At 45.1% G+C, this 25891-nt stretch carries 26 protein-coding genes; 3 read left to right on the top strand and 23 right to left on the bottom strand.

From position 1 onward, the window contains the following. Positions 1–33: 33 nt before the first annotated feature. The 10 genes from ACUN27_RS17095 to ACUN27_RS17050 form a co-directional block, all read right to left on the bottom strand. Positions 34–1566 carry a peptidase G2 autoproteolytic cleavage domain-containing protein gene (locus ACUN27_RS17095; protein ID WP_445559268.1) on the bottom strand — a complete coding sequence of 511 codons (1533 nt, stop codon included), beginning with the start codon at positions 1564–1566 and terminating at the stop codon, positions 34–36. Between the two features lie 350 nt (positions 1567–1916). Beyond that, positions 1917–2672 carry a cyclase family protein gene (locus ACUN27_RS17090; RefSeq protein WP_326059819.1) on the bottom strand — a complete coding sequence of 252 codons (756 nt, stop codon included), beginning with the start codon at positions 2670–2672 and terminating at the stop codon, positions 1917–1919. 39 nt (positions 2673–2711) lie between these two features. Then, the gene (locus ACUN27_RS17085) at positions 2712–3956 is read right to left on the bottom strand and encodes a serine hydrolase domain-containing protein (protein WP_326059820.1); all 1245 of its coding nucleotides are present in this window, start codon (positions 3954–3956) and stop codon (positions 2712–2714) included. 13 nt (positions 3957–3969) lie between these two features. Then, entirely contained in the window at positions 3970–4836 is an 867-nt protein-coding gene (locus tag ACUN27_RS17080; RefSeq protein WP_326060307.1) for a pentapeptide repeat-containing protein, read from the bottom strand. A 16-nt stretch (positions 4837–4852) separates the two neighbouring features. Further along, entirely contained in the window at positions 4853–5182 is a 330-nt protein-coding gene (locus tag ACUN27_RS17075) for a PadR family transcriptional regulator (protein WP_157320653.1), read from the bottom strand. Positions 5183–5368: 186 nt separating this feature from the next. Beyond that, positions 5369–5566 carry a hypothetical protein gene (locus ACUN27_RS17070; RefSeq protein WP_326059823.1) on the bottom strand — a complete coding sequence of 66 codons (198 nt, stop codon included), beginning with the start codon at positions 5564–5566 and terminating at the stop codon, positions 5369–5371. 232 nt (positions 5567–5798) lie between these two features. Beyond that, on the bottom strand, positions 5799–6224 hold the full coding sequence (locus ACUN27_RS17065; RefSeq protein WP_326059825.1) for an NUDIX hydrolase: 426 nt from the start codon (positions 6222–6224) through the stop codon (positions 5799–5801). A gap of 13 nt (positions 6225–6237) precedes the next feature. Next, positions 6238–8931: a phosphoenolpyruvate synthase gene (locus ACUN27_RS17060; RefSeq protein ID WP_326059826.1), complete on the bottom strand. Its 2694-nt coding sequence runs from the start codon at positions 8929–8931 to the stop codon at positions 6238–6240. Then, positions 8928–9521, bottom strand: coding sequence for a TetR/AcrR family transcriptional regulator (locus ACUN27_RS17055; RefSeq protein ID WP_326059828.1), 594 nt, complete (start codon positions 9519–9521; stop codon positions 8928–8930). The genes ACUN27_RS17060 and ACUN27_RS17055 overlap by 4 nt, the downstream gene beginning before the upstream one ends. Positions 9522–9618: 97 nt before the next feature. Then, positions 9619–10518 (bottom strand): AEC family transporter, encoded by a 900-nt coding sequence (locus ACUN27_RS17050; protein WP_379175114.1) that lies wholly within the window; start codon positions 10516–10518, stop codon positions 9619–9621. Between the two features lie 253 nt (positions 10519–10771). On the opposite strand from ACUN27_RS17050, the gene ACUN27_RS17045 reads away from it, so the two are divergent. Next, entirely contained in the window at positions 10772–11044 is a 273-nt protein-coding gene (locus ACUN27_RS17045) for a hypothetical protein (RefSeq protein ID WP_315950705.1), read from the top strand. Positions 11045–11108: 64 nt separating this feature from the next. On the opposite strand, the gene ACUN27_RS17040 is transcribed toward ACUN27_RS17045, so the two are convergent. From ACUN27_RS17040 to ACUN27_RS17020, 5 genes are all read right to left on the bottom strand, one after another. Beyond that, the gene (locus ACUN27_RS17040) at positions 11109–11798 is read right to left on the bottom strand and encodes a YjgB family protein (protein ID WP_315950706.1); all 690 of its coding nucleotides are present in this window, start codon (positions 11796–11798) and stop codon (positions 11109–11111) included. Positions 11799–11929: 131 nt separating this feature from the next. After that, positions 11930–12982, bottom strand: a complete 1053-nt coding sequence (locus tag ACUN27_RS17035) for a Ger(x)C family spore germination protein (RefSeq protein WP_315950707.1) — start codon at positions 12980–12982, stop codon at positions 11930–11932. Then, positions 12969–14048, bottom strand: coding sequence for a GerAB/ArcD/ProY family transporter (locus tag ACUN27_RS17030; protein ID WP_315950708.1), 1080 nt, complete (start codon positions 14046–14048; stop codon positions 12969–12971). The genes ACUN27_RS17035 and ACUN27_RS17030 overlap by 14 nt, the downstream gene beginning before the upstream one ends. Then, on the bottom strand, positions 14045–15358 hold the full coding sequence (locus tag ACUN27_RS17025; RefSeq protein ID WP_315950709.1) for a spore germination protein: 1314 nt from the start codon (positions 15356–15358) through the stop codon (positions 14045–14047). Before ACUN27_RS17025 ends, ACUN27_RS17030 begins: the two co-directional genes overlap by 4 nt. 134 nt (positions 15359–15492) lie before the next feature. After that, complete coding sequence (locus ACUN27_RS17020; RefSeq protein ID WP_326059835.1) at positions 15493–16254, bottom strand: SDR family oxidoreductase; 762 nt, start codon at positions 16252–16254, stop codon at positions 15493–15495. Between the two features lie 584 nt (positions 16255–16838). Here ACUN27_RS17020 and ACUN27_RS17015 point away from each other — a divergent pair. Next, positions 16839–17795, top strand: coding sequence for a hypothetical protein (locus ACUN27_RS17015; protein WP_445559267.1), 957 nt, complete (start codon positions 16839–16841; stop codon positions 17793–17795). Between the two features lie 21 nt (positions 17796–17816). Here ACUN27_RS17015 and ACUN27_RS17010 read toward each other — a convergent pair whose 3' ends face one another. Further along, positions 17817–18404, bottom strand: coding sequence for an NAD(P)H-dependent oxidoreductase (locus ACUN27_RS17010; RefSeq protein ID WP_315950712.1), 588 nt, complete (start codon positions 18402–18404; stop codon positions 17817–17819). A gap of 119 nt (positions 18405–18523) precedes the next feature. Here ACUN27_RS17010 and ACUN27_RS17005 point away from each other — a divergent pair, with 119 nt between their 5' ends. Next, complete coding sequence (locus ACUN27_RS17005; RefSeq protein WP_315950713.1) at positions 18524–18952, top strand: MarR family winged helix-turn-helix transcriptional regulator; 429 nt, start codon at positions 18524–18526, stop codon at positions 18950–18952. A 174-nt stretch (positions 18953–19126) separates the two neighbouring features. Here ACUN27_RS17005 and ACUN27_RS17000 read toward each other — a convergent pair whose 3' ends face one another. The 7 genes from ACUN27_RS17000 to ACUN27_RS16970 all read right to left on the bottom strand — a co-directional run bounded on the left by ACUN27_RS17000 (position 19127) and on the right by ACUN27_RS16970 (position 25803). Further along, entirely contained in the window at positions 19127–20701 is a 1575-nt protein-coding gene (locus ACUN27_RS17000) for a hypothetical protein (protein ID WP_326059843.1), read from the bottom strand. A 104-nt stretch (positions 20702–20805) separates the two neighbouring features. Continuing rightward, positions 20806–21324: a GNAT family N-acetyltransferase gene (locus tag ACUN27_RS16995; protein WP_326059845.1), complete on the bottom strand. Its 519-nt coding sequence runs from the start codon at positions 21322–21324 to the stop codon at positions 20806–20808. A gap of 25 nt (positions 21325–21349) precedes the next feature. After that, the gene (locus ACUN27_RS16990) at positions 21350–21802 is read right to left on the bottom strand and encodes a MarR family winged helix-turn-helix transcriptional regulator (RefSeq protein WP_315950716.1); all 453 of its coding nucleotides are present in this window, start codon (positions 21800–21802) and stop codon (positions 21350–21352) included. A 160-nt stretch (positions 21803–21962) separates the two neighbouring features. Further along, the gene (murA, locus tag ACUN27_RS16985; protein WP_326059846.1) at positions 21963–23255 is read right to left on the bottom strand and encodes a UDP-N-acetylglucosamine 1-carboxyvinyltransferase; all 1293 of its coding nucleotides are present in this window, start codon (positions 23253–23255) and stop codon (positions 21963–21965) included. An 18-nt stretch (positions 23256–23273) separates the two neighbouring features. Beyond that, complete coding sequence (locus ACUN27_RS16980; protein WP_445559266.1) at positions 23274–23987, bottom strand: FHA domain-containing protein; 714 nt, start codon at positions 23985–23987, stop codon at positions 23274–23276. A 202-nt stretch (positions 23988–24189) separates the two neighbouring features. Next, on the bottom strand, positions 24190–24354 hold the full coding sequence (locus ACUN27_RS16975; RefSeq protein ID WP_315950719.1) for a zinc ribbon domain-containing protein: 165 nt from the start codon (positions 24352–24354) through the stop codon (positions 24190–24192). Positions 24355–24363: 9 nt separating this feature from the next. Further along, positions 24364–25803, bottom strand: a complete 1440-nt coding sequence (locus ACUN27_RS16970; RefSeq protein WP_445559265.1) for an MDR family MFS transporter — start codon at positions 25801–25803, stop codon at positions 24364–24366. Positions 25804–25891: the final 88 nt, after the last annotated feature.

The raw sequence follows: 25891 nt of genomic DNA, 5'->3' as shown, positions 1-25891 counted from the left end.
TAGATCCAAATCCGAAAGACAATCCTTTACGTTTCATCCCAACTGAACAGGTTGTACCAATACTAAATTTTGATTGGGTCCCGTGCGCTTCATAACCCGATATCCTACAGTTGAAGAGGTAGCAATCCCTTCATCATTAGGCTTACAATATCCCTTTGGAAGGCATGTCCCGTCATCTCGAACAAGAATTTGTCCTAATAAGCCCACGGCGACCCATTCCTGCCTCTGCGACCTTGATTTGTAGCTTTGCGCAGCATTATAGTTGGGATTAATCCGCGGACGGGTTTCCATATGTTCGGGAATGATGACTTTTCCTTTTTTATCAACCACTGCTGGTACGAGAACATTTTGCAGTAGGACCCTGCCCCATTCATCGGTCATAAATTTGTCCTTCCATCTCAGTTCACCGCTATTTGCCAGGAAAGAAGGATTTGCACTCGTTATGCCTAACAAAAAATGATCATTCGATTTCGCTTTTCGTATTCGATCGCCGTCTCCATCCAAAGTCACCATGTATCCAACATCGATAGGCTGACCATCCATGGTTTCAAACATCTCGGCGAAGTCAGCACCGCCTCCAAACCAACCGACATCCGCAAAACCCTTCCCATTATTTATGCCTGAACCAATGATTTTGGCCGCCAAATTGTTTCCGGTTCCATCATCATTAAGTCCATTGGCTAAAAACCAGGAGAAATCACTGTCCGCTTTACCGGTTGTTCCCATAATATGGGCACCTATATGTCCATTAGTGCTTGTCTGTATTCCTTCCGAATGAGAGGACGTACCACTGGACGTTGTTAGTATCCCCTCTGCATGAGAATTTAGTCCACTTGCTATCGTACCGGCACCTTCGGCATGGGAGACAGGTCCACTTGCTTGCGTCCCATTCCCTTCCGCATGGGACGCAACACCGCTTGCTATCGTAGAACTTCCTTCCGCATGCGATGCTTCTCCGCTAGCCGTAGTTCCTTCTCCTTCTGCATGAGAAGCTACTCCGCCAGCCGTTGTACCTTGACCTTCCGCATGTGAGGCAATTCCACTTGCTGTTGTTGTAAAACCTTCGGCATGCGATGACCTTCCACTGGCTGTTGTTAACCGTCCTTCTGAATGTGAAGCTAATCCACTGGCTGTTGTATTAAATCCTTCTGCATGGGACGCATCCCCAATGGCTCTAGCGATTTGTCCTTCGGCATGTCCAGCGAAACCACTTGCTGTTGACTCCGCACCTTCGGCATGGGCACCATCCCCGCTTGCTATGGCAACTATCCCTTCCACGTGTGCAGCCAAGCCACTTGCAATATTGCCAAGACCTTCGGCATGGGAAGAATTTCCGCTTGCCAGATTAGGGAAAGGTCTGCCGATCGAATCCACACCTCCACCTTCTACATGGGAGGCTCTTCCACTCGCTGTATTCCCTTCACCTTCCGCATGCGCATTTATCCCATCGACCGTTGTTTTGGTTTGCGTACCCTCCGTGTGTGAGGCTAAGCCATAGGCGACTGTTTTGGATCCCTCGGCATGGGAAGCGAACCCGATCGATTTCGTGGAAGAACCCTCGGCCAATGAACACGGACCTAAAGATTGCGCATTACAACCGGGAGCAAACGCCGGTCCAGGGGGGCCTTGTGGTCCACGAGGTCCCGGAATTCCACGAGGCCCTCGGGGTCCTGCTGGCCCTGGAGGACAGGGGCGGCATTTATTTTTTTCTTTATCTTTATGCGACATAAGCCACCTCCAAAAACTACTAAATAATACATTCTATTTTCTAGCAGCAAAGGACGCATCCATCACTTGCAGGTGGCGACTAGTGGAATTATCACAATCTATTGCCTATCTTTTAAAAAATAATAGACCCACAGCAGTAGCTGAGGGCCTAACTAGAACGCACGGTGCTTTACACGCGGCATGGTATTTTATTCAAAAATTGCAACTGGCCTTGCCCATCCGGCACTTGCTCGCTCGATCTTCACTGGAAAGCAGGACACTTTGAAACCATAAGGCTTCGGCAGTTGATCCAGGTTTGCAAGTTTTTCGATCTGGCAATACTCCCGATCCTTACCTAAATAGTGGGCTGCCCACAGGACACCGTCTCTTGGTTGATTTCGGTAATCCTCGGCTTGCAGGTTCAATGGAATATCCCAGCCCCAGCCATCCGTCCCAACAACCTTAATTCCGCATTCGAGCAGCCAAAATGTCGCTTCAGCTGAAACACCAGCATGCAGGAACGCATAATGCTCGTGGTACAATCGTTTATCTGCATCACTGCGAATGAGTACAATATCGAATGGTTTTAAAGTATAGTTAATCCGCTTCAACTCTGTGATGAGATCATCTTTCGTGATTTCATAACCCGGCGGCTTACTGCTGAAATCAAGCAGCACGCCATCTGAGTAAAACCACTCCAACGGAAGCTCGTCAATTGTTCTGGAGGGTTTACCTTCCGATGTAGGCCAGTAATGCCATGGCGCGTCCACATGCGTCCCCGAATGCGTATTTAATGTTACTGTCTCTGTAGCCCATGCCTTCTTTTCTGGAAAATTCTCAGGTGCGAGCCCGAGCGCCGCAGCTGCTTGTATTGCTCCCTCTTCATGGGTGGAGTAATCAATTTTAGCTGGAAGTGGTTCACGAATTTGGGGACTGATAGGAACACTTAAATCATAAAGTTTCATTATACTTCACACCTCATATTGTTCAATGAATTTAAACTATCAATCCTCAATGGCCTGATATACCGTGGTCCAGAAATCATGGATAACCCTCGCTGAATCCGGAGTTGACATGCCCACCTGAGTGAGCAGGATTCCGGTGAGTTGGTTGACTGGATCAGCGTAAGTCGAGGTACCGCTTCCGCCGTCCCAGCCAAATTGGCCGATGGGCGCGTAGTCGCCACGATAAGTGCGTACCGCCATCCCAAATCCCCAGCCGCCATGCTGCCCTTGCCCGAATGACAAATGGACATTGTTGGTCGCCATGGCGTTACGGACGGCTTGTTGCTCAGGTGTGAGCCGGTTGGTGGTCATCAACTGGACGGCAGGCCGGGATAAAATCCGTTCGGTCCCGTGTTTCCCTTGATTCAGCAGCATCTGGAAGTAAGCGTGAAAATCGTCGACGGTGGAAGTCAGTCCACCACCGCCACCCTGGAACGCCGGATCTTGGCTGTAGCGTCCCCCTTTGGCTTCGTCCCACACGTTGAACTCGCCAGTTTGTGGATTCGGCGCGTAAAGAGGCGGCATCCGGTCGATCTTATTGGCAGGCACATGAAAGCCGGTATCTTTCATACCTAGCGGGTCAAAAATGCGTTCGCGCAGAAACGTCTCAAACGTCTGACCCGTGACCCTGGCGACGAGCAAGCCGAGCAGATCGTTGCTGATGTGGTACTGCCAGCGCTCTCCGGGCTGATACATCAATGGAAGCGTACCAAGGCGGCGCATCCACTCATCCGGTTCGGGCATCGGCGTCGGCAGATCGGGCGTGAGCCCCTGCTCGAAGATCGCACTCAGAATCGGAGTACCGAGCAGCGTAATATCCATGCCGAGCCCGAATGTGGAGGTCAGCAAATCCCTTACCGTGATCGGCCGCCTCGCCGGCACCGTATCGTCCAGCGGGCCGTCAACGCGTTTCAGCACCCTTCGGTTGGCAAGTTCAGGCAGCCAGGCATCTACCGGATCATCCAGCCGCAGCCTGCACTCGTCGAGCAGGATCATCACTGGCGCGACTGCAACCGGCTTGGAAGTGGACGCCATCCGGAAAATCGTGTCCCGGGTCATCGGTGCGCCACCGTCATGGCGCATCGTACCGAGCGCTTCGACGTGTGTTTCACCATTCCGGCTGACCAGAGCAACGAGGCCGGGAATCTTCCCGGAGTCAACATGCCGTGCCAGCACATCGTGCAATCTATTCAGCCCTGCTTTGGAGAAGCCGCTGTTACTTTGTCCCGTTATGATCTTGTTCATTTGATTTCCCTCCTTATCGAAGTGTAACCTTGGATACATCGGCTCCCATACCTTTGAGCACCGCATAGGTCAACTTATCCATCGTTGCCTCGTCAAAGATAACGGTTTTGATCATTCGATAGTATTTATTCGTGAGAGTAAACCCGGGCTGGAATGAAACATTGTTAAATGTAGCGCCCCTGAATGAGACTTCAGTTAAAGCGGCTTTGTCAAACTTAACGCCGATAAACGTCTGACCGTCAAAACGCTGCCGGGTGAGATCTGTGTATTTGAAATCAACTCCCTCAAATCGACAGCTTTCAAAAATCGTCTTTCGAAGATCGGTCATTGACAACGTCACGTCGATCAGTCTGACACCCGTGAATTTGGCACCGTCAAGCCCCGACTTGTTGAAATTGGTACGGACAAGAATCGTCTTATCAAAACTTGCATTTGACAGGTCAAGCGCAGACAGACTGCAGTCCGTCAAATTCGCGCTGTCAAAATTAGCTTCACGCACGTCACTGGCCTTAAACGAACTGCCCGTCAAATCTGCTCCGGAGAAGTCGGAACCTTGCAGCGAGCTGCCTTTAAACTGTCCTTTATGAGCCGTAACGCCTGCAAAATCGCTTTCCGACAAGTTGCTTCCATTAAAGTTTGTCAGCACTTGCCGTTCCAGCGAACGGGAGAGGTTGGCGACCTCCAGAATTGTTTGCTCGATGTCGCCGATACTTTCAATGGTCATCGCAAACGCTGTTTCATCGTCCTTGCCATCCGCTTTGAGTTCACGGTATCGTTCTTGCAAATCGGTATGCAGGTCGTCTTTTAATTCGGAGACACTTTTTACACCATCGTATGGCGTAAAAACGCTGTTCAGATAATCCGTCAATTTGGGATTCATCATATTAAATCTCTCCTCATACTAAGTTTTCTAAAACGCGTTTGGCATACTCCCAGTTGCTTTTGTTGCGATCGTAAGTGTTCTTGCCCTTTTCCGTTATCCTAAAATATTTACGCCGTCCGCCCTGTGACTCATCGCCCCAATACCACTCGATGTCACCGTCTGCTTCTAGCCGCCGGAAGCTGGAATACATCGTGGCTTCCTTCAGTTCATATTCGCCGCTTGAACGCTCGGCGATCAGCTTGACAATCTCGTAACCGTAACGATCAGCTTCGGACAAGAGCCGTAAAATCATCGTATCCGTATGTCCGCGTAACAGGTCGGATGTGATCTTGTTCTCGCTCATACAATCACCTCCATGACTGTATAATAAAACACATTACTGTGTCTGTCAAGGTACTATTTTGATTATACTACAAATGTCCCTTTCTCATACGAACTAAATGTCACATCACGAAGAATAGGCCACCGGATAAATCCCGGATGGCCTATTCTTCGCTTATAGAAGCTGCCAGTATGGGTAACCGGCGACTCAATCAAATCTGTAAAGCTCTGCGCAGCAAGGCATTAACCGTAGCCATGTCCATGCCGAGCCCAGGGCCAGTCGGAGCATAGATGACGCCGTTTTTGATTTCAATGAGTCAATATTCCGCAGTAGCCTCTCTGAATCGGCAGCGACTACCGCGCTAGCCAACTGCTCCGATACCGCGTCCACTGTCGTTGCCTTCATGAGAGACGACCTTCCTTTCTGCATGGTGCGTTTGAATAAAATGATCATAGCATCGTATGGAGTAACCGAATACAATCATCAGAAAGCCAATTGTATACGCTTACAATATTGGTGTTTTCAGCAGTCAATAATCATTAGATAACATCGGATAATCATTATAAGGCTTTTTTTAGTCAAAAAAAGAGACCCACAGCACTTGGCTGCGGATCCACCTTTATATTTTCTATTGGGTTTAACAATCCTTAAGCGGAATAGAAAACTCAACATAAAAAGGATGATGTTCTTCATTCAAGCAATATTCAATTCGTTGTTTAAAATTCCCCCACGTTACCATCTCTAACGCTATTTCAATTGGAAAAAATCCCACTTCTAAGGACTCCGACGTCGTGGTTAATTCTCCTCCAACTGGCCTTCCTAAAAATAACGTGTTACAAATACTAGCGTTTACATTTTGAAAAATGCCACAAAACTTGGTTATCTCAATTTCGATTCCGCTCTCTTCTTTCGTTTCCCTTATTGCCGCATCCTTCAATGATTCACCCTCTTCAACCTGGCCCCCTGGCATTTCCCATCCTCGTTTAGGTCCTTTTATCAATAAAATCTCATTACGTTCATTTATGACTATGGTTGCTGCTGATAGTATATGTTTTGGAACCATTTGATCAACCTCCTCATTTAATTTCCATTAAGTCGCTCCGTTCTAGCACCAGGACATAGCCGCGAGTCCCGTCCAAACGAATTCGGTCTCCGTCGTGGATGAGGGTCGTCGCTCCATCGATGCCAACGACCGCCGGCAGCCCGTATTCCCTGGCTACTACGGCGCCATGGGTCATCAAACCGCCGACCTCCATAACCAGCCCGACGGCGGAATGGAACAGAGGCGTCCAGCCCGGGTCCGTAAAAGGGGCGATCATGATCTCACCCTTGTTCAGCTTCGCCTCCTCAGGCCGCAGGACCACACGGGCGATACCCTCTATGACGCCAGCGGATACAGGTGTTCCCACGAAGGCACCCTCTGGTGCATCCTGCCATTTACGCCGGCCGATAACGATTTCTCCCTCGCTCATCATCAACCTTGGTGGCTTCATGCCCCGGAATCGCTTCAGTTCCTCCATCCGCTGCTCGAGCAGCGCCGCAACACCGGATGGACGTTCGCCTTCAGCCAGTTTCAGCAGCTCGTCGAGAGACAAATAAAATACATCATCCGCCCGCTGTAGCACACCCTTCTTGACCAGCGAGTTCCCTTCGTCAAGTAATCCTTTGCGCACAAGGTAGAAATGCTGCATCATTAAATATTTGGGATGCTCCCGCAGCCCCATCAACCCTCTGAACGCGCTCACTAGCCGTGACATGAGCTTCGCCTTCAACCTGCCAAAAGGTTGAGCACGCAGCCGATTTAACAGGTCGTTAGCCGCAGCCTCTGCCTGTAGAGCGCCTTCGGCGAACTTGGCACGATGCTCCCCAGGCTCCATGCTCCGCATATGGCTGCCAATTGAGGGCAGCAGCGTGCTTGGATCCTCACACCACCGGGGGCGCGTAATGTCGATTTCACCAGGGCACCTCATGCCGTAAAGTTTCATGAACCGATCCCATTGCTCACCGAATACACTGCCGCCTTCTACCTGTTGCAGCTTTTCCCTAAATAGAAGCGGATCGCCGTGCAGGATCAGGTCTGTCACTTGCGGGTAGGGTCTAGCCGCATCCGCTAAATCGCCGATCATGAGTCCCATCTCACTCGTAATGTTACCTGACAGTCCTCGGTTCAGTACATGGACGACCTCGGAATCGCCCAACCATTTCATGGACAGTGCATTCACCAAACGCGACGAAACAATTCCTGCCAGCGGATAAGGGATCAACTGTGGGAAAATGGTCAATAACAGCGAACCTATATGCTCCTGAATTCGGACTATCCGCTCTGGACCATATACTCTGGAAAGCTGATTTTCTCCCTTATGGATCGATGCCTCGATGTACGCATTAACCTCAGGATGTGCATCGGAAACAGGAGCATAGAGCAGCTTGCGCAACACTTTCAGCAGCACAGGACGAATAAAGCCGATAACGCCTTTTCTCACGCCAGGGGCTGAAGGCAGATGTTGAACGAACGATTCCTGCTTCACAATCTCCGCCACGCCAAGGCCCATCATTTCGTCGATGTTGGACAATACCTTCGGCAAAATAACACGGGCCTGCTTCAGCGTCAACAGCTTTGTAATATCTACATAGACCCTTCCTCCAACCGCCGTCGTATGCTCGTTCATCTCCCGAATGCCCGTTTTCCCGAAAGGAAACAGCGTTCGAAGCACAGACAAGCCCATAGGCTTCATTGCATCCGTCATCATCTGCTGATGGCCGAAGGATAAGAGCAAGTGCGGACTTTCCCCCGGCGGAATGCTCAACTCCGGCAGCGGATACAACGAGGTGATCGGTCGGCTCTGAACGATGTAGAAGTTTCCTTGCGCAAAGCACCATTCGATGTCCTGCTCTGAGCCGTAATACCGCTTAATTTTCTCGCCGATAGCTGCTAACTCCAGGATCCGCGCATCATCCAACGCCTGCATGACCTGCTCTGCCTCCGGCAGTTCCTTCGTCACGGTGCCCCCCTCCGCCAATGCGAAGATAGCGAGCTTCTTGCGGGAGACCGTCTTCGTGGACAGCTTCCCAGACCGCACCTGATAGAGGTCAGCGGAGACAAGCCCGGACACAAGCGCCTCTCCTAAACCGAAGCTCGCGTCAATCGACACCGTGTTTCGGCTACCCGTAATCGGATCGGCGGTGAACATGATGCCGGACACCTCCGGGAAAACCATGCGTTGTACGACGACGGATAGCTGTACAGCACGGTGATCGAAGCCGTTGCGAGCCCTGTACGATATCGCCCGATCGGTGAATAATGATGCCCAGCACTTGCGTACGGCGTGTAGCAGCGCTTCTTCCCCTCGCACATTCAGGTACGTATCCTGCTGACCGGCGAAAGAAGCAGACGGCAGATCCTCTGCCGTGGCACTCGATCGCACCGCATAGGCTTGATCCGCTCCGGTCTGCTGCCAAGCCTGAACAATGGAGGTCCGAATGTCATCAGGAACCGGCATGCTTACCAGATGCTCACGAATGGACTGCCCGAGCACCGTAATTTCCCCTAGCTGATCCGCCTCAACGCCATTTAATTGTTGGAAAAATTCATCCATAACCTCACTTTGCTTCAGAAAAGTAAGGTAAGCATCTGTGGTGACACAAAAGCCTGCGGGGATGGGGAAACCCGCCTTCGTCATTTCCCCCAAATTCGCGCCCTTGCCTCCTACGAGTGGAAGACTGCTTCTATCCAATTGGTTAAAATCAAGCACATAATCGTTCTTGTTCATGGGTGCTCGCTCCTCCCTTTGCATGAGTCTGTGCGAAGACCGTGCATAAACAGACCAAACAATGTTTCGCCCATCTCTACCATCGTAACTCCGTACTTGGCGGCCACATCCGGGCGGGCCATGCGTTCAATGCTTTCCAGCATGATCGCGGTTAACAGTTTGGGATTAACGTTTCGGATATGCCCTTCCTGCATGGCTCGCCCGAGCAGCTGTTCGATGAATGTGAGCTGAGCACTGCGAAATGCCTCCAGTTTAGCCCATAATTCGGGGATATAGGTTTGGATATCGTTTAAAAATAACGGATGCAGCTTGGCAAGTTCTCCCCTGATCCCCATAAATACGCGCTCGAAAATATCAAGTGGATGATCTGAAGACTGCATTTGCTCCTTCACAAGTAGTGTAATCGCTTTCAAAACAGATTCCAGCACAGCTTCGGCAATCTCTTCTTTTCCGCTAAAATACAAATACAGCGTCTTCTTGCTCATCCCAAGACGTGTCGCCAGCACGCTTAGCGTTACGCCGCGATAACCATTGGCATTAAACAGATCCGCTGCCTCCTGAACGATACGCAACCGGATCGAATCATCCATACGTACGATTCCTCCTATCCGCAATGGAAACCAATTTTGCTTTTCTGGTTTCCATTGTACCTAACAGGATTACAAATCGCAAGCAGAAAAGCTCCGCTCAGAATCCGGCTGACCAATAGATCAGCACAGGAAGATATAGAAAGCTAGCTGCCGTCGTCATCGCTACGTTGACAGAAACAAGTTCCTTATCGCCTCCGTATTTCTCCATAAGCACGACAGAATTAATAGCGGAAGGCATGGATGACTGAACGAATAAAACGGAGGCTTCAAGACCATGAAGTCCAAGCATTTTTATGGTTAGCAAAGATAAAAGCGGCACACCTACAATTCGCATGATGATCGAAATCCAAAGTTCGCGTCGCATGCTCGCGCGCCAGTTTGTTTTTTTGAGCTGCATACCCAGCATAAGCAAAACGATGGCAGCATAAGCCCCGCCAATCAGCTCCAAACCGGCATGCAAGCTTTTGGGCAGCGGAATTTTGAATATATACAGGACTAGTCCTATAACAGCAGCATAAATCAGTGGGTTCTGCAGCATTTTGGCACCGGCTTGCCGCGGACTAAAGGAACTCCGCGAGGCAATGTACATACCAAGTGTATTCACAAGGACGATATGTAGGATAACATTCGTGACGCCAATGGCGAAGCCAGCATTGCCAAATGCAAGAAGCAGCAAAGGCAACCCGTAATTATTCGAATTGGCAAAGATCGTCGTCAGTTCCATTGCCCGTAATGATGGAGCATTAAATCGAAATAATTTTCCAACAGCAAGGGAAGCCGCCCAACAGAGAACAGTCTGAATAACGGTAAATATGGCAATATGAGCAAAAGAGGAGCTATTTAACTCGCTGCTCGATACGGCACTTACAATCAGGCATGGTGAAAGCACAAACAAACTTAAGTCTGCCAGCACCTTCGTATCGGGTGACTTAAATTTTTGATACAGATAACCGAGAAAACAAGCCAGCAGAATGGGTACACTTACGGTCCCAAACAAAGATACATAACTGCTAATGACAATGACCTCCTTTGGTCGAGCTATTTCTGAACGACTTTGATTGGTTAATTCATACATCATATATCCAAATTCTTTATTGGTCTAATATATAATTAAAATTAACTTTATAGGTAAAAGTAATAAATTTTTCATTTCCAAAAATTTCTTCTCAAGGTGTTTCAAATATATCCCAACTGGTTTACAGATGAATTATAGCAATCAAATAAATCATACCGTAGGGAGAGTGTACAATATGAGTTCATTCAAAACAAAATTGATTCTGCTTCTTGCAAGTTCGAGTTTAATGGTTCCGAGTGTCATTAGTGCTGCAACTGAGACGGCAGATACGCCCCCCTATACTTACAGTAATGGTTTTATCCAAACGTATGTACATGGTACTTATGTTCCGGGCTATTATTTAAATGTTGATGATAATACGGTAGCAGCCTATATCCCCGGAGGGGTAGGATTAGTTGCCGTCGATAAGGATGCTGTTTTGCCGGAAGGTTCCAGATTCTTAGAATAGGATAGCGTCGAGTCTCAGAAAAATAAAAAAACAAAGGGGCGAACCGAGCCCCTTTGTTTTTTATTTAGCCTGCCATGTTATTGACCGAATGTTTGGTATCAAACACGGAAATATGGTCTACTTTCCCACTTGATTTAGGAATAATAAATTTTAATTGAAACATATCGGATGCTTTATAAATATAAATCGTGTCATCCCCGTTTACTTTTGTATCCGATGGCTTTCCTAGCGCTTGTTCAATTTGGTTCAACGTTAAGGTTTGCAGTTTTGGATCGCTGGAACGAATATCTATAATTTGATCGCCTTTATTGAAGCCAATGACTGCATTTTTCTTAGAGTAGGTCGCATATATACTGCTCGCCACGACATCTGTATGATCCGCTTTCCCCCAAGCTTTCTCCACGTCATCAATAAGTTTAGTTTCTGCGGCAAACTCAATACCCGCCACCTTGCCTGACTTCGCTAATTCAAGCATATCTTTAATTTGCTTAGTCACCGATGTCGTTTCTGACGATACAGGTGTTACATTCACGTTACCACTAGGCGTAGATGCCGGCTTGGAAGAAACCGCCGGTGTTGCGCTAGGTGTAGCTGAAGGTGTTGATGTAGCTTCTACAACTGGACTAGGAGATGAGCTAGCTATTGGATCAGCAGCACTCGCTGCTGGTTTTTCATTTGATGTGCATGCCGTGAACACCAGCATACTTGCTATTAACATTGGATAAACCGCTGCTTTTTTACGATAAATTTTCATAAGTTGCCTTCTCTCTTGAAAGTTTGAATCACTACAAATATTCAGACGATAGAAGAATTAAAATTGTTGCAAAAAAATATGGCATGGAGCAACTTATGTAAGGCTAACTTGCAAACGGCTGGCGAAGTCATTTATTCCATTTTGACATGGACCTGAAAATTTACTTTTAATTTAGGATAATAGTCTTCTCTCCAGTTTTTTAATTCATCATAAGGAATTTGATTCCGGAAGTGTTGGCCAAATCCGAATATATCTGTTTTGTTTTTTTGGGCTTGTTCAAACAAATTGTAAAATCGCTTTTCAACTAGCTTCTCTAGCTCTCTTTGGATCTGATCATTCGTTGCGCCTTCTTTTTTTTCTAAGACTTCTATTTTTAAAGATAAATCACTCGATACCATCAGATCGTCAGCTTTCTTTGACGATTTTATTTGTAATGAACTATTTTTCACCATGATGCTGGCATAACCCAGACTCTCAACCTTTCCTTTAGCAGGTTGGTTTTGAAACAAATTCACGAATTGATTTTCACTCGGACTAATTTGATCGATTATCTTTCCGTTTTTCAATACCGCGGATCCCTCAAAGCTTAATAATGTATCTTTTCCAGCATTAACAACCGGAATGGCGATATCTTTTGTATATGAGAATAAGCTCCGATAAACTTCCCAAATACGTGTAGTCGAGATCTCCGGTGCCCAATCGGCCCCTTTATGAAAATAGTCAATGACAGAGGTTGCGTGCGCATCAAGTTTTTCATTAATAGATGAAAACATTTTCTCTATGTTTTCATCTGTTATAGCTAGTAAAGCTACTGGAGGTATTTCTTTAGATTTCATTAAAAACTTAATTACTTCACTGACATCCTCTTTTTCCTTTGTCAAATTGTTTTGAATGATAATTAAACGTACCTGTTTGTAGTACAAGGCATCTTCCGTATTTGTTTTCAGTTGTTCCAAAATGCTAGAAACGTTTGTACCTTTCTGAGTTATCGTTCTTGATAATTTACTGCCTTTCTCCGTAATTGGTATATACAATGTCACTTTGTATTGATTATCGTTTTCCTTGCGAATCCCAATAATTAAAGGAATGTCGCGCTTATCTATTTCTTTAACATCCCAGCATCCGACAAGAAGGGTTAGAGACATAAGAACAAAAGCACTCATATAATATCTATTTTTTTTCATGGTCCAACCTCCCCCCACCGGCAAAAACACCATAGATAAAAATGGTAAATGGAAGAATAACGATTAAAAGTGCATTAGCTCCTGCACTCCATAAGGCAAATTTTTCTATCAAGTCCAAATTCGGAATTGAGATAGCCAATAGGAATGCGGTAAGTGAAAAGACGTAAATCCAATAAGAGGCTTTTTTCTTTTGCCAATTGAATAATTTCTGTATGATTTGGCTAATCATCCATAGTAATACCGCATTTAATATAATGGTGAACCCGACCATTGACATACCAAAAAACATGGTTTGCTGATTGAATACAAACCAATTCATATCAACGGAATCCGCGGCTTCTTTGGCAGGAAAAAAAAAGGTGTCGACCGTTTCTTGCCCAAAGATAAAAAGGGGAATATACACAACAGTTAGATAGAAGCAGATCACGTAAGCCCATGCCCCAAAAAGTTGACCGGTCGTTAAGTTGGTTCTGGATGGTACAAATCCTAGAAATAAAGACGAAAATCCCAAAAGATAGAGAAAATTTATATTCGGCACAAAATCAAGAGATGGCGGTAAAATTGGAAAAGCGTTCTTAAAATCAAAATTCACAAACGAGGTAATAATAACAAAGGCCACCATAATATTAACGATTAAAAAAATAAAAACGGAAGAACGTAATATCGTGCCTAAACCTTTTATAGCTGTATACGTTGAAATGACGAGGAGAAGAATCATGATAGCCCAAATAGGTGTCCGAATTAAAAAAATCGACGCAATGACTTCAGCATGGTGCCGAAAACTCATCGCAATCAGCGCCGTTAAATTGAGTGCATAGGGGATTAAAAATATGAATGCTACCCATCTTCCCATTTTCAAAAAAATATCAATCATATCTTTTTGAGGGAAATAATCTAATCCTTTCTTGCAGATCATGATTAAGATCAGTTGTAGCAATCCATAGGAAAGAACTACTCCCCAATGACCGGATTTCGTTAATTTATATATGAGACTAGGATACTGTAAATAACCGAATCCCATATGCATGATGATAAAAACTAAACCTATCTGTAACCTTGAAGTCAATTTGAGTCGCCCTTTCCTTTTATGCGAAAAGTCATATACGGAATATCACATGACGTTAAACTCGCCAAATATATGCATACAAAAGTTAAACCGGCAAATACTCCAAGAATACCGTAGACAGATGCCAAGATTAAAATGGGGTACTTTAATGCACGAATGTACAAGGAATTTTGCACGCCTACAACCGATGAACTTGCTATCAGCATCGCGGTAATTACAATAACCAATAGATTACTGACTAATTTCGCTTCCACCATTGCCTGGCCAAGTATGATTCCTCCAACCATGGTAATCGCAGGACCAACGCTTTTCGGGAGTCTCACAATTGCTTCAATGATTAAGTCAACGATCACGACCATTGTAAGAGTTTCAATGATAGGTGTTAATGGAATGCCTTCTCTACTTTCAGAGATAAACAAGGCGAGATCGACTTTTAAAACATCAGGGTTAACGGACGTTAAGGCAACATATAACGCAGGAAGTATAAGTGTTGCCAATGCTCCCAGTCCCCTTAATACTCGAATCATTACTGACAACCCATTAGGGAAATTTCGGTCGTTTACTGTACTCAACATATCCAGAAAGAGATGAGGAAAAACAAGTGCGAAGGGATAATTATCTAAAAAAAGAACAATTCTGTTCTTTTTTAACGATTCAATGGCTTGATTCGGAATTTCCGTTGAGAATAAATAACTAACGGGATTGAACTTGCGCTGACCAAAATGCTTATTGAGGTCATTAATCGTTTCGATATCCGATTCAATTTCTTTTAAATGTCGATCTACTTTTTCAATAAGTGCATTAGGTGCTTTTCCTTTAATATACAGCATTGAAATTCTTCGTTTAGCCAGTTCTCCAACAAGATAAGAATTATGGCACAAACGTTCCGTGCTCAGCCACTTTCTAAGTAACCCTACGTTTATATCAATATCTTCACCAAAAGCATCCATAGGACCAAGAATGATACTTTCATTTTTGGGCTGATCAATACTTCGGCTTAGGTTGCGGCTGACTGGTTCCAGAACGGCATTGCGCTCCTTATCGGACAAAAGTACTAATTTGCCTTCTACAACTGCTTTAATCATTTGATCCGTATCAACGTCAAGTTGATCACTGAGGTTCGTGAATAATTCATGTACGGTTGATGACATTTTCGCCATTTGCCGAATATACAAATTTGATTTCGTGAAATCTATGAGCGTTTTATACCCTATAAGAAATAGGGCTGTTTGATCAAATTGCTCTTCCTGAATGAATAAATCATCGTGATCAGCGAATATGGATTTAATTTCCTGAACCGAATTAAGCATAAATTAAACCCCTAATGTTAGACATGGTCATAGTTTGAGCGGTGATTGGAACTTTTATGCAAAATAAAGGCTTAGGCGTTTCATGAAAATCTCACAGAAAAGACAGCCGATAATCGGCTGCCTCGTGGTCTCTTTCACTCAATCATACTTCTTGTAGCATTCCAAAGTGCTTCAGTAGCCTTATCGATGTCGTCTCGTGACATGCGTAAACGAGCGATAGCGCTGCCGTATGAAATTTCCTGCTTACCTTCGTTCAAGCCTTCGAAGATTCCATCAGCAAAAGCATCCAGCGGTTCCCCGGTTGTATGCAACCCCGCCCCACCTAAATTTGTATTAACCGCGGGAGGTGCAACCTCAATGACTTCAATAGATGTATCCGACAACTGTTGTCTCAAACTCATCGAAAATGAATGAAGCGCCGCTTTCGTAGCCGAATAGATAGGAGCAATCGCGAAAGGCGTAAAAGCAAGTCCTGAAGTAACGTTAATAATTGCCGCCTTTTCTTTGGAAGCAAAAAACGGTACAAATAGTAAGGCTAGATGGATCGGCGCATCCAAATTACTGGTGATTTCTTTGTTGAAGTAGCCCCAGTTATTCCTTGCATCTACTTTTAAAACGTTAAATCGCTGTTGTATCCCAGCATTGTTCACAAGCACATTAACTTCAGGGTAGTTCGATGTTACCCAATCAAATAAAGCTAAGCGATCGGATTCGTTATCCAAATCACATACACGAGTAATAAGACCAGGGATCTGTTCTTTTGCTTGTTGTAGGGCATCCTCACGTCTTCCGCAGACAATCACTTGATTGCCTAACTTGGCGAATCGCTCAGCGAAAGCTAATCCAATTCCTCCGCTTCCGCCTGTAATAAGTACCACATTGCCTGACAACTTCATCCTAATCCCTCTTTCAATGTTTAAATTCAAGTCTTTTCAGACCACATTTTGTATTTTCACCCTAATTAGGGAATATTACCTATCATAATTTGAAATATGGGGGTTTAGAAGTGGAGAACCGTGTAGCGTTAACCGAAAAAAGAATGCAAGTGGCATTGCACCAATTTATCTTCCCTTTTTCCATCAATCTAAATTCTCAAAATCAGTTTAAGGAACAATTGCTCAAAGATGAATTTATTCCTTTTTTTATTAGCGAGACAAAGCAAGAAGATAGGTATTATGGAGCCGAATACCAGGTGTCTCACCGGGAAATGGAGCGATATTATCTTCCTTTCACAAGCAGCTTCTTATTTCCACATGAGGAGGATAATGAAAAGGGGTTTAGGCGTTATTCCAAACAGCTGAATATCGTATGCTCCCTTCACTCGCCATTTTACAATTTAGCTTTTACAATTCATTCAATTGACGTTATATTTTGTCCTTTTGATCTTGGATTCATTACGATTCGCACGGAACTAAAATGCGAGGAGGTCAACTATTCGTTGGCACTTGAATTCGCGAAGCGATTTCGAGTACTTCAAAATATGAATAAGCAAGATGACGAATCCTACATTCAATATAACGATCTGACCTTTAAAGAAAGTGAATCGTTTATTTTTCATATCCTAGGGCCAAATACCTCGGCGTTCCTAGACCATGGACGGTTGGACAAGGTCTACTTTGAGAAACTGCCATTCTTTCTTGATGAATGCATGTATGTGGCATGTTTTTACTCGCTGGTAGAAGACTCAGAAATTTCTTTAGTAGATATTTATCGAGCTGCACGCATCGACGGGTTGAATAAAGAAGGCAAGCCATTCATCGGTGCAACAAATTTGAACTATATAAAATCATACAGCGAGCTGCACGCTTATGACAGGTGGGGGCCGGATACTTACTTTATTACGGATGAAAATGCCTTTTCTTGTATCACGAAACAATCTCATGCTGTCGCGGTTAAAATAGCCAATAAAATGTACGGTGAGTATTATTATGGACTACTGCTTAATTTGTTTCACAAAATCGTGCTTCTCAAAATTTCCAACCAATACTCACAAGTTCGTTTGGAGCAGAACCAGGGTAAAATTGAAGAACTGATTCGTTCCATTACTGATTTTTCTGCCAAATATTATTTTATTGAAGTCGTTTCCCAGTCCCAAGGAAAAGAAATCTTCCTTCAGCTGCGCAAATTCTATGGGAATGATGAGCTGTTTGTTGAAGTTAAACGGACTCTCAACGATCTATTTGAATATCAGTCCAATTATACGAATAAACGTGCCAGTTATTTGCTTCGCATTTTAACAATCTATACGGTAATAAGTGGCATATACGGAATGAATCAAGTGATTGAAGATTTAAAAGGTCCTATTTCCTGGAGAAAAATGCAAGATTATTCGGTTTTTCAGTATTTTGCTTTAATCGTAGCTCTCTCAGGAATCCTAATCGGAATTAGTCTGGCCGTTGATTCTCTGCGGCAATTAATAAAAAAACGCAAATATTAAAACTGCGGCAGTCATTTAAGGTTAACGTTCCACTGTTTTGAAATAGTCATAAACCTTCTCTAATTTCTGCTGCTGTTTACCTCGTGGACTCTCCATACTCCCAAATTCAAAAAACTTAACCTTTTTAATTCCTACATAGTTAAAGAGTGCTTTTTTCATCAAAACTTTGTGAGCGTTATTCAGCCAATACAGCGGATATAAGACCGGTCCCTTCATACTTGAAATACACACCACCGACTTCCCTTTCAGAAGCCCTTCCGGCAGCATCCCTCCCTTATCCTTATAGGCAAAACCGGAAGAAAACATCTGGTCGATATAACCCATAAGCATGGCTGGAGGTCGCCCCCACCAGATCGGATATACAAAGACAATTTTTTCGGCCCAGCTGAGTTGCTCCCTGTAGATGGCTAGATCAGGGTCGGCGTGCATATCCCTCCTACGCTTATGTTCATTAAAAACCAGGACCGGATTAAATCCTTCCTCGTATAGATCCAAAACCCTCACTTCACTAATTTTCGGATTCTCCCTACTTCCTTGAACGACCTTTTGTAAAAAGGCATAACTTAAACTTTGATGATTGGGATGTGTGTAAATAATCAATGTTTTCATTTCAACACTCCTTTACTTATCTTTTGATAAGTAAAGCGTAGCACACTTTATTTTTTATTGTCAAATGATAATTGTTTATTGATAATTATTTTGCTATTATTTTTATATGAGGTGATCATGTGGAGAACAATGTCCTATTCCAGAAATTCGTGTCCTTCACGGCCGCAGTCCACCAAGTAACGCATGAAATGACCAAAGATGTGAGATCAGAGTCGCTTACTCCCGTTCAATATAAGATTCTAGAATACATTTCCGTCAGCCAGCCCGTTACGCTCAGCGAAATCAGTGACTGTATGCATATGTCTATGCCAAATACAAGCCGTGAGCTTAGAAAACTAAGTGAAAAACAATTGTGCGAGAAGATTACCGATACTGAAGACCGTCGCAAGCAATCGATCCGCCTTTCGAAAGAAGGAAGTGCGATGATGGGCGACATTTTTCAGCAAGTTGAATCTCAGTTCGTCCAGAAAATCGGAAACGTAACCGAAGCAGATTTGAAAGAAATTGAACATGCGTTGGATGTTTTGATGAGAAGAGTATTCTATTAAAATGACAAAAAAAGCCGCTTGCTGGAAATAACAATCCACAAGTGGCTTTTTGTTAGGAATCGATGTGGTGAAACCCCCACCCGTACATATCGGTCAGAATAGCACTTAATGTTCTTCCATGGTCACCGTACCGTTTGGTCCCTGAAAACAAGGAGAACCTAGCTGATGGCAATACTAAGGTTGCAACAACATGACATAGAAATAGCCTTCGTTGCTGTAACCCGGCCCCCGCGGTGTGGCTACCGGACGATATAACTGCACTTGATACAATCCGTTGCCATTGCTTAAAGTAAGGGGCATCTGGAACTTGCCGTCCTTCACTTCCACCTGTACCGGAGAAGAAGCTCTGGTAACGAGACCTTGACCCTCTTCAAACTTGGAGACTCCATACGCAAAGCTCGAATCCGCCTTTCCAGTAAGCGTATTAGTCGAGGCATCCGTTTTGATATAGCCCACTTCAGTCTGATCCAGCTTGAAACCAGGGATACCAACATTCAGTGGAACGGCTTCATAGCTAGTCTTTACTGGGTAGGAAGCCGAGTACAAGATGCGATCACCTTGAGCTAACTCAGTAGTAATCCGATTATCTCCTAGATGCAGTCGAATCGGTGCCTCCATCCAGGAGACTCTTTCATCGGCAGCTCCTGTTTTCTGCATTGCCGTATTGAGATTGCCGAAGATATTGTCGTTATCCAGCTTCAGGGCCATTCCTCCGTTTAACGAGAAGTCCCACGGCGGCTCCGTCACAACAGCCTTCACGGTCAGCTTGTCGCTGGGCTCTTGAGTAGGGAGGCCATAATCTTTCACATCGTAGCTCGTATACCGAATCAAAAGATTCCGAGAATCCTGGTTCCATTTACCAATGTATCCGAATAAACGCTCCAAATCTATGCTGTACAAATAAATGTCTCCATCCTTCACTTGCGGAGGGAAGATCAACTCAGACGTGTGCACAGCCTCCCCGCCCCAATACGTGATCGCCTGTTCGCTCCCAGGTTGAATGGAGAAAGAATAGAGACCATCGCTAAGCTCAGTGTTCTTCCGGTCTATATGCTTCGCGAACCCAAATTTGTCAGCGAAAAAATCCAGCTTCATATACGGCAAGCCATTCTCTCCGAACCCCACCTGTTCATCCTCATAAAACTGTCCCTCTTCCCTGAAATCCAGGGAAAAGCTAACATTCTTTACCGAGTGGAGCATTAGGTTCGCTCCCGCTTCCCGCCAGGCTTCCTGCGTTCCCGACTCCGCAATTGGCTTCGCTTGGAACTGGATTGTGCGTTCCACCTCGTTCCAAGTTACCGTACCGAAGGCATAGAGATCGTTCAGGAGGATGGCCGTCCGCCCGTCAATGTTGAAAGAACGAACCGGCGTATCGCCATAATAGGCTTGGATGTCCGTGTACAGCACATCCTTCAGGTGCGTTCCGATCGGAAGCGTGGCGGGTTCCCTCCTTAGCGTCGTATCCACTGGAGCCTGCTCCCCTACCGCCTTCGGAGCGATCCGCAGCGTCCTCGCGCGCGGCGACCACGAAACATCGAAGCCGCTCTCGCGTAAATCCTCTACCGCTATAGCCGTTTCACCCGCGATATTCATGGATGGTATCTGCTTCCCATTGACATAAGCGGCGATATCGGTGGATACCACTTCACCAACCCGTTCACCAACAGAGCTGGCCTCCGCCAGAGACCGGCCGTTCCAGATAACAAAGCAGCAAGCCAACAGCATCACAGCAACCTTTCGATTTCTCATGATCTTTGCCTCCATCTTCTCAATCATTCTAAGACATTAGACTTTTGAAATCAGGAAAGGTTGCTTGCTTTACCATAAAAAGTGAAAATTTCCCAGTGAAAATGTTAGTTAAGTATTTTGGTCATGATAATATCGATTTGTTCATCATCCCCCATATAAAAGGAGTGGGCTCCTGTTTTTACAAAATCCATTTTTTGATAAAAGGCTATTGCGTTCTCGTTTTGTTCCCAAACCCCTAGCCAGATCTTCTCTTTCTTCCGTTGTTTCGCAATTTCAATAGCTTTATTTAATAGATATTTACCAAGCCCCTGTTTGTGAAAATGTTTCCGTATATAAATCCTTTCGATTTCCAAAGCATCTTTTCCCATTAATTCCGTCTGAGCATCGAGGATGTTTACCTTTAAATACCCTGCCACTTCTTCATTCGAATAAATAACATAAAATTCTGAGTAGATATTTGACAATTCTTTTTCTAATTGTTTCAAATTAAATGCTTTATCGAGGTAATCTCTCATATTATCAATCGAATTTTGATCCTTGAAAGTCTCTGTAAATGTTTCTATACTAATTTCTTGCAGCAATCCTAGTTCCTCGAAAGTACATCGCTTTATATAGGTAGTCATGATGGTTTTCCTCCAATTTTCCAAATCAATAATTTCGCTTGTTTCCTTTTTTTACAAACTCCCAATCTTTTTCAACATTTTTTCTGACTTTTTGCAGTAGGTTAAAAATGGTTTCTATTTCACTATCGGAGAGTCCGGACAGTGCGACATTATTGGAGTAATCGTTCTCCCTTTTTATATACGGGTAAACCGTTCTTCCTTTCTCTGTTGGAAAAAGCTTTTTGATTTTTTGGTTGTTCTGATCATCCGTCTTTTCAATAAATCCATTCATCTCCAGCTTTTGAATCGCACGGGCAGCTGTCGTTCGGTCTACCTTTATCATTTCAGCTAACTTTTCTTGAATAATTCCCGGATTTTCACAGATTCGGACAAGGTACAAATATTGACCCTTTGTAAGATCATATTTTTTAAACTCAATATTACTAATAGAATCTAACGCTCGAGCAATCATTCCAACTTCACGTAAAATTTCTTTCATCATCTTGACTCCACTACTCATGTATTTTTCATATGCGGTGTAAAAACAGTACAACATTTTTGTTGTATTTGCAACATAATGCACGCCATTTGTTTTAGTTAAATAAAAAAACACCGCCAATTTCGATGGCGATGTTTGTGACTTGCCGGTTGTATCTACTTCATTGAGATTCACGAATCTGGTCAAGGTGCTCCTGCGCGGTCAGCTCATGCATCGAAAGTTTGGCCCCTATGGATCTGAAGCTGCCAATAACGTCTTCATAACCGCGCTCAATGTGTTCAACACCGGTAATATATGTATGTCCCTCTGCCGCTAATCCTGCCATCAGCAAACAAGTGCCTGCACGCACATCGGAGGCATGTACCCATCCGCCTTGCAAGGGGCGTCCACCCGTAATAAAGGCACTTTCCTGCCGCAACTCGATCTCGGCGCCGAGCCGCCGCAGCTGCGCAACATGAGCGAGCCGCTTAGGGTAGACACGATCTGTTACTATGCTCTTACCCTTGGCTTGCAGTAGAAGTGCAGTCATGGGTTGCTGTAAATCGGTAGCGAAACTCGGATACATGCCTGTACGAATACGTGTCGCTTTCAGTGAATTCGTTGCATATGCCGTAATATGGTTTTCGCCGCATTCCACGTGCATCCCTATTTCCTGCAACTTCGCTAGACATGAACCAAGATGCTCCGGGATGACGTCCATGACTGTAACCTGTCCCCCATGAAGTCCGGCTGCCATCAGAAAAGCTCCGGCAATCAGCCTGTCTGGAATAACCGTGTGCGTTCCCCCGTCCAAATAGGAGACGCCTTCAATGCGGATATGTTCCGTTCCTGCACCATAGATGCGTGCGCCTAATCGATTAAGGAAATTTGCCGTATCGCAAACTTCAGGATCCATCGCTGCGTTATGCAATTGTGTCCGCCCTTTGGCCAGCACAGCAGCTAACATGGCATTAATCGTAGCGCCAGAAGTAATGGTGTCGAAAAAAATGTCGGCACCTTTCAGCTCGGCAGCTTCGACGACGTAATAATCTTTGAAGAGATGGACCTGCGCTCCAAGCGCTTTGAAGACTTTAATATGTTGGTCAATGGGCCGTGAAACAAAATCATCCCCACCAGGCAACCCGATGGTGACCTTGCCGAATTTGGATAGTAGAGATCCTGCAAAATAATAAGACGCCCGATAGCTCGAAGCTTTGCCTGGATCGATCACAGAACTGTGAATCCATCGCGGATCAATGATAACTTGTCCGCCATCCTGGTGCAGCTTCAATCCGATATCACGGCCAATTTCGGCAATGATACGGACATCATCGATTAATGGGATGCCTTCTAATGTGACGATATTGTCTGCCAGACAAGCTGCGGCAAGTAAAGCAAGGGAGCTGTTTTTCGCTCCAGGAATATGTACGGTTCCGTTAAGTGAGCCAGAATACTCAGCCTGTATATATTTCAAGAAGTGTCCCTTCTTTCCTTATGACGATTTCAGTTCTGTTTCGAGCATATAACCGCTACCGCGCACCGCGCTAATCAAAAAGGTAGCTTTCCCGTATTTTTTTCGCACCCGATAGATCAGGGCATTCAGTTCGTCCAATGTCACATCGGAGAAGCCTTCTGCACCCGTTGACCGTTCCGGCCATACCTTGGATTTGATTTCCTCGAGCGGAACGAGCCGGTTGGCATGATCATGCAGTACACGAATCAGTAAATATTCTTTCTCGGACATGAGGATTCGCTTGCCCTCCACGACACATTCTCTTCTTTCCCAATGAATCGTAAGCGGCAGTTCAGGCATTTCTAGATGACTGGTGATGCTGAGCGGTTCGAATTCTAAGGTTTGATCGGCAAACATATAAGAAAAGTGGATGACGGTCATCCCCTTAGAGAGCTTAATGATATCGAAATTTTTCAACGTGTATGGGGTGTGTGGCGTTAGCAGCACGCCATTGATCTCAGTTCCATGACGACTCCCTAAATCGTATAGCACAGCCTTGTCTTGTTCCTTACGAATGACGAAATGCTCACGAGAAATAAAAGCGTTCGTAAAGGCTAAATCCGGAGTTAACTGATTGGATACCCGGCCGACCAGTGTTTCATCCTCACTGAGATTCACGCAGGTGCCCGGTCGATAAGGTTCGCCGCGTACGATGTATAAGCATGCAAAGTTTTCCAGTATGCTTCCCTCCATTTGCTGATGCAGCTTTACTTCTTCTAGTGAAAAATACCCCAACAATTATCGTAACCCAAAATGAGACGGATGAAAACCTCTTGACACTGACGCCTCGCTCACATTTCGGTAATAGAAATCAGTTTTAACCAATTTGAGAGCAATCTATCATTGATTACAAAAAAAGACCCACAGCAAATGAGCTGAGGATCTTAATTCAAGACTAACCTCCAAATAAAATATCCATTATGGTTCCTAACTTACCTGACTTATGTCCTTTCAATACATCCGGGTTATAGACTTCTACAAAGCCGCAGTTCAAGCAAGAAACGAATAGAAAGTGATTGTATTCGATATCCAAAATCTTACTAAGACCCGTACCATTCATTGAAATTAATTACTCCTGAAGAACCGCCGGTTGAGGCTTATTTCGTTTCTCTTTCAGTACGAAAGTAAGCGGAATTGCCACAATGCAAATAAATACGGCAATTAAGAACACATCTTGAACTGCTAACGTCATGCTCTGATCACGGATGAACGACGCATCTCCACTCAGCCCTTTCTGGTGAACAAACGACCTTGCAGCAAGCAGGGAGCTGAAAACTCCAATCGAAAGCGCCCCTGTTGCTTGCCTGACCCAGTTCGTCACAGACGAGGCATGCCCCGACCTCTCTTTTGAAATAGACGACATCCCTGCATTCATAACCGGCATGAAGGCCATGGAAATCCCGACATAACGAAGGGTCATCCAACCCGCGACATACACGTGGGAAGCATGCAAACTAATATGGCTCAACTCCCAATTGGACGCGATTAGCAGCGCTACACCGCCCATGATGAGCGGAAAAGGCCCTGTTCGGCTGTAGAGCTTGCCGACTACAGGGGAACAAAGCGCCATGACGAGCGAACCGGGCAGCAGCACGAGAGCTGTAACCAGCGGGGTCGAATGCTGGACGTCTTGCACAAATACGGGAATCAATAGAGTGCCCGAGTATAACGAAGCCGTAATGATACAGTTGATGATCAAACTGTACGTAAAGCGGTTCGTTCGAAACACGCTAAGGTTAAGCAGCGGATTAGCCAGACGCAGCTCCCTGCGGATAAAATAAATAAGCGCCGAAGTCCCAACAAGCAAACAGACGAGTGTTTTCCAATCGGTCCATCCCCAGCCGTTCCCTTCGGTAAACGAAAGAATAATAAAGGAGCTGCTGAGCAGAACGGTAATAAATCCCGGAAAATCAAACGTCTTCGATGTGTTGATACTATGATAAGGCAGGCATTTGAACGCCACGGCGACAGCTGCAATTCCGAGAGGCAAATTAAGCAGAAATAACGACTGCCAGCCGAAATATTCCGTTAGCAAACCTCCCAAGGTCGGTCCGAATGCCGGCGCCAGCATGGAGGACAAGCTCCATAAGCTCATTGCGAACGGCTGTCTGTCTTTTTCGATAAATTGATAAATCATTGTCAGTGTCGTTGGAATAATTAAACCGCTGAATACGCCTTGCAGGATTCGGAAAAGGATGAGTGAATCAATGCTCCAAGCTACCGTGCAAAGGGCAGAAAACAGCGTAAACCCCGACAGTGCGAAAATATACAACCGTTTATAGCTGAATCGGTCACCGAAATAGCCCACAATCGGAGCAATAACTCCCGTAGCGAGCAAAAATCCGGTAATCATCCACTGAACCTTGCCGAGCTCAGCGTCAAAGTCTTTCATAAATATCGGGAATGCCACGTTGATTGTGGTCGAGCTGAGAATCGACATAAAGTTCCCGAAAAAGACAGCTAAAATAATGAACCAGAACGCCGATCGGCCGGATGAGCTGCTCGTCACTTCATCTCCCCTTTTCACTGCTTACGAATGGTTATTATGGAAATGATTGTATAGTGCAATTATTGTTAATATATGTATTATACAACTA

The sequence above is a fragment of the Paenibacillus sp. WC2504 genome (genome assembly GCF_052682475.1).
The sequence above is the reverse complement of the archived record's forward strand: the minus strand, read 5'-3'. Positions and strand labels throughout refer to the sequence as shown.

Excerpts from the sequence above, each read along its gene's own strand:
- ACUN27_RS17090 (WP_326059819.1), bottom strand. The coding sequence starts at position 2,672 with ATGAAACTTTATGATTTAAGTGTTCCTATCAGTCCCCAAATTCGTGAA.
- ACUN27_RS17085 (WP_326059820.1), bottom strand. The coding sequence starts at position 3,956 with ATGAACAAGATCATAACGGGACAAAGTAACAGCGGCTTCTCCAAAGCA.
- ACUN27_RS17080 (WP_326060307.1), bottom strand. The coding sequence starts at position 4,836 with ATGAATCCCAAATTGACGGATTATCTGAACAGCGTTTTTACGCCATAC.
- ACUN27_RS17075 (WP_157320653.1), bottom strand. The coding sequence starts at position 5,182 with ATGAGCGAGAACAAGATCACATCCGACCTGTTACGCGGACATACGGAT.
- ACUN27_RS17070 (WP_326059823.1), bottom strand. The coding sequence starts at position 5,566 with ATGAAGGCAACGACAGTGGACGCGGTATCGGAGCAGTTGGCTAGCGCG.
- ACUN27_RS17065 (WP_326059825.1), bottom strand. The coding sequence starts at position 6,224 with ATGGTTCCAAAACATATACTATCAGCAGCAACCATAGTCATAAATGAA.
- ACUN27_RS17060 (WP_326059826.1), bottom strand. The coding sequence starts at position 8,931 with ATGAACAAGAACGATTATGTGCTTGATTTTAACCAATTGGATAGAAGC.
- ACUN27_RS17055 (WP_326059828.1), bottom strand. The coding sequence starts at position 9,521 with ATGGATGATTCGATCCGGTTGCGTATCGTTCAGGAGGCAGCGGATCTG.
- ACUN27_RS17045 (WP_315950705.1), top strand. The coding sequence starts at position 10,772 with ATGAGTTCATTCAAAACAAAATTGATTCTGCTTCTTGCAAGTTCGAGT.
- ACUN27_RS17040 (WP_315950706.1), bottom strand. The coding sequence starts at position 11,798 with ATGAAAATTTATCGTAAAAAAGCAGCGGTTTATCCAATGTTAATAGCA.
- ACUN27_RS17035 (WP_315950707.1), bottom strand. The coding sequence starts at position 12,982 with ATGAAAAAAAATAGATATTATATGAGTGCTTTTGTTCTTATGTCTCTA.
- ACUN27_RS17025 (WP_315950709.1), bottom strand. The coding sequence starts at position 15,358 with ATGCTTAATTCGGTTCAGGAAATTAAATCCATATTCGCTGATCACGAT.
- ACUN27_RS17020 (WP_326059835.1), bottom strand. The coding sequence starts at position 16,254 with ATGAAGTTGTCAGGCAATGTGGTACTTATTACAGGCGGAAGCGGAGGA.
- ACUN27_RS17015 (WP_445559267.1), top strand. The coding sequence starts at position 16,839 with ATGAATAAGCAAGATGACGAATCCTACATTCAATATAACGATCTGACC.
- ACUN27_RS17010 (WP_315950712.1), bottom strand. The coding sequence starts at position 18,404 with ATGAAAACATTGATTATTTACACACATCCCAATCATCAAAGTTTAAGT.
- ACUN27_RS17000 (WP_326059843.1), bottom strand. The coding sequence starts at position 20,701 with ATGAGAAATCGAAAGGTTGCTGTGATGCTGTTGGCTTGCTGCTTTGTT.
- ACUN27_RS16995 (WP_326059845.1), bottom strand. The coding sequence starts at position 21,324 with ATGACTACCTATATAAAGCGATGTACTTTCGAGGAACTAGGATTGCTG.
- ACUN27_RS16990 (WP_315950716.1), bottom strand. The coding sequence starts at position 21,802 with ATGAAAGAAATTTTACGTGAAGTTGGAATGATTGCTCGAGCGTTAGAT.
- ACUN27_RS16980 (WP_445559266.1), bottom strand. The coding sequence starts at position 23,987 with ATGGAGGGAAGCATACTGGAAAACTTTGCATGCTTATACATCGTACGC.
- ACUN27_RS16975 (WP_315950719.1), bottom strand. The coding sequence starts at position 24,354 with ATGAATGGTACGGGTCTTAGTAAGATTTTGGATATCGAATACAATCAC.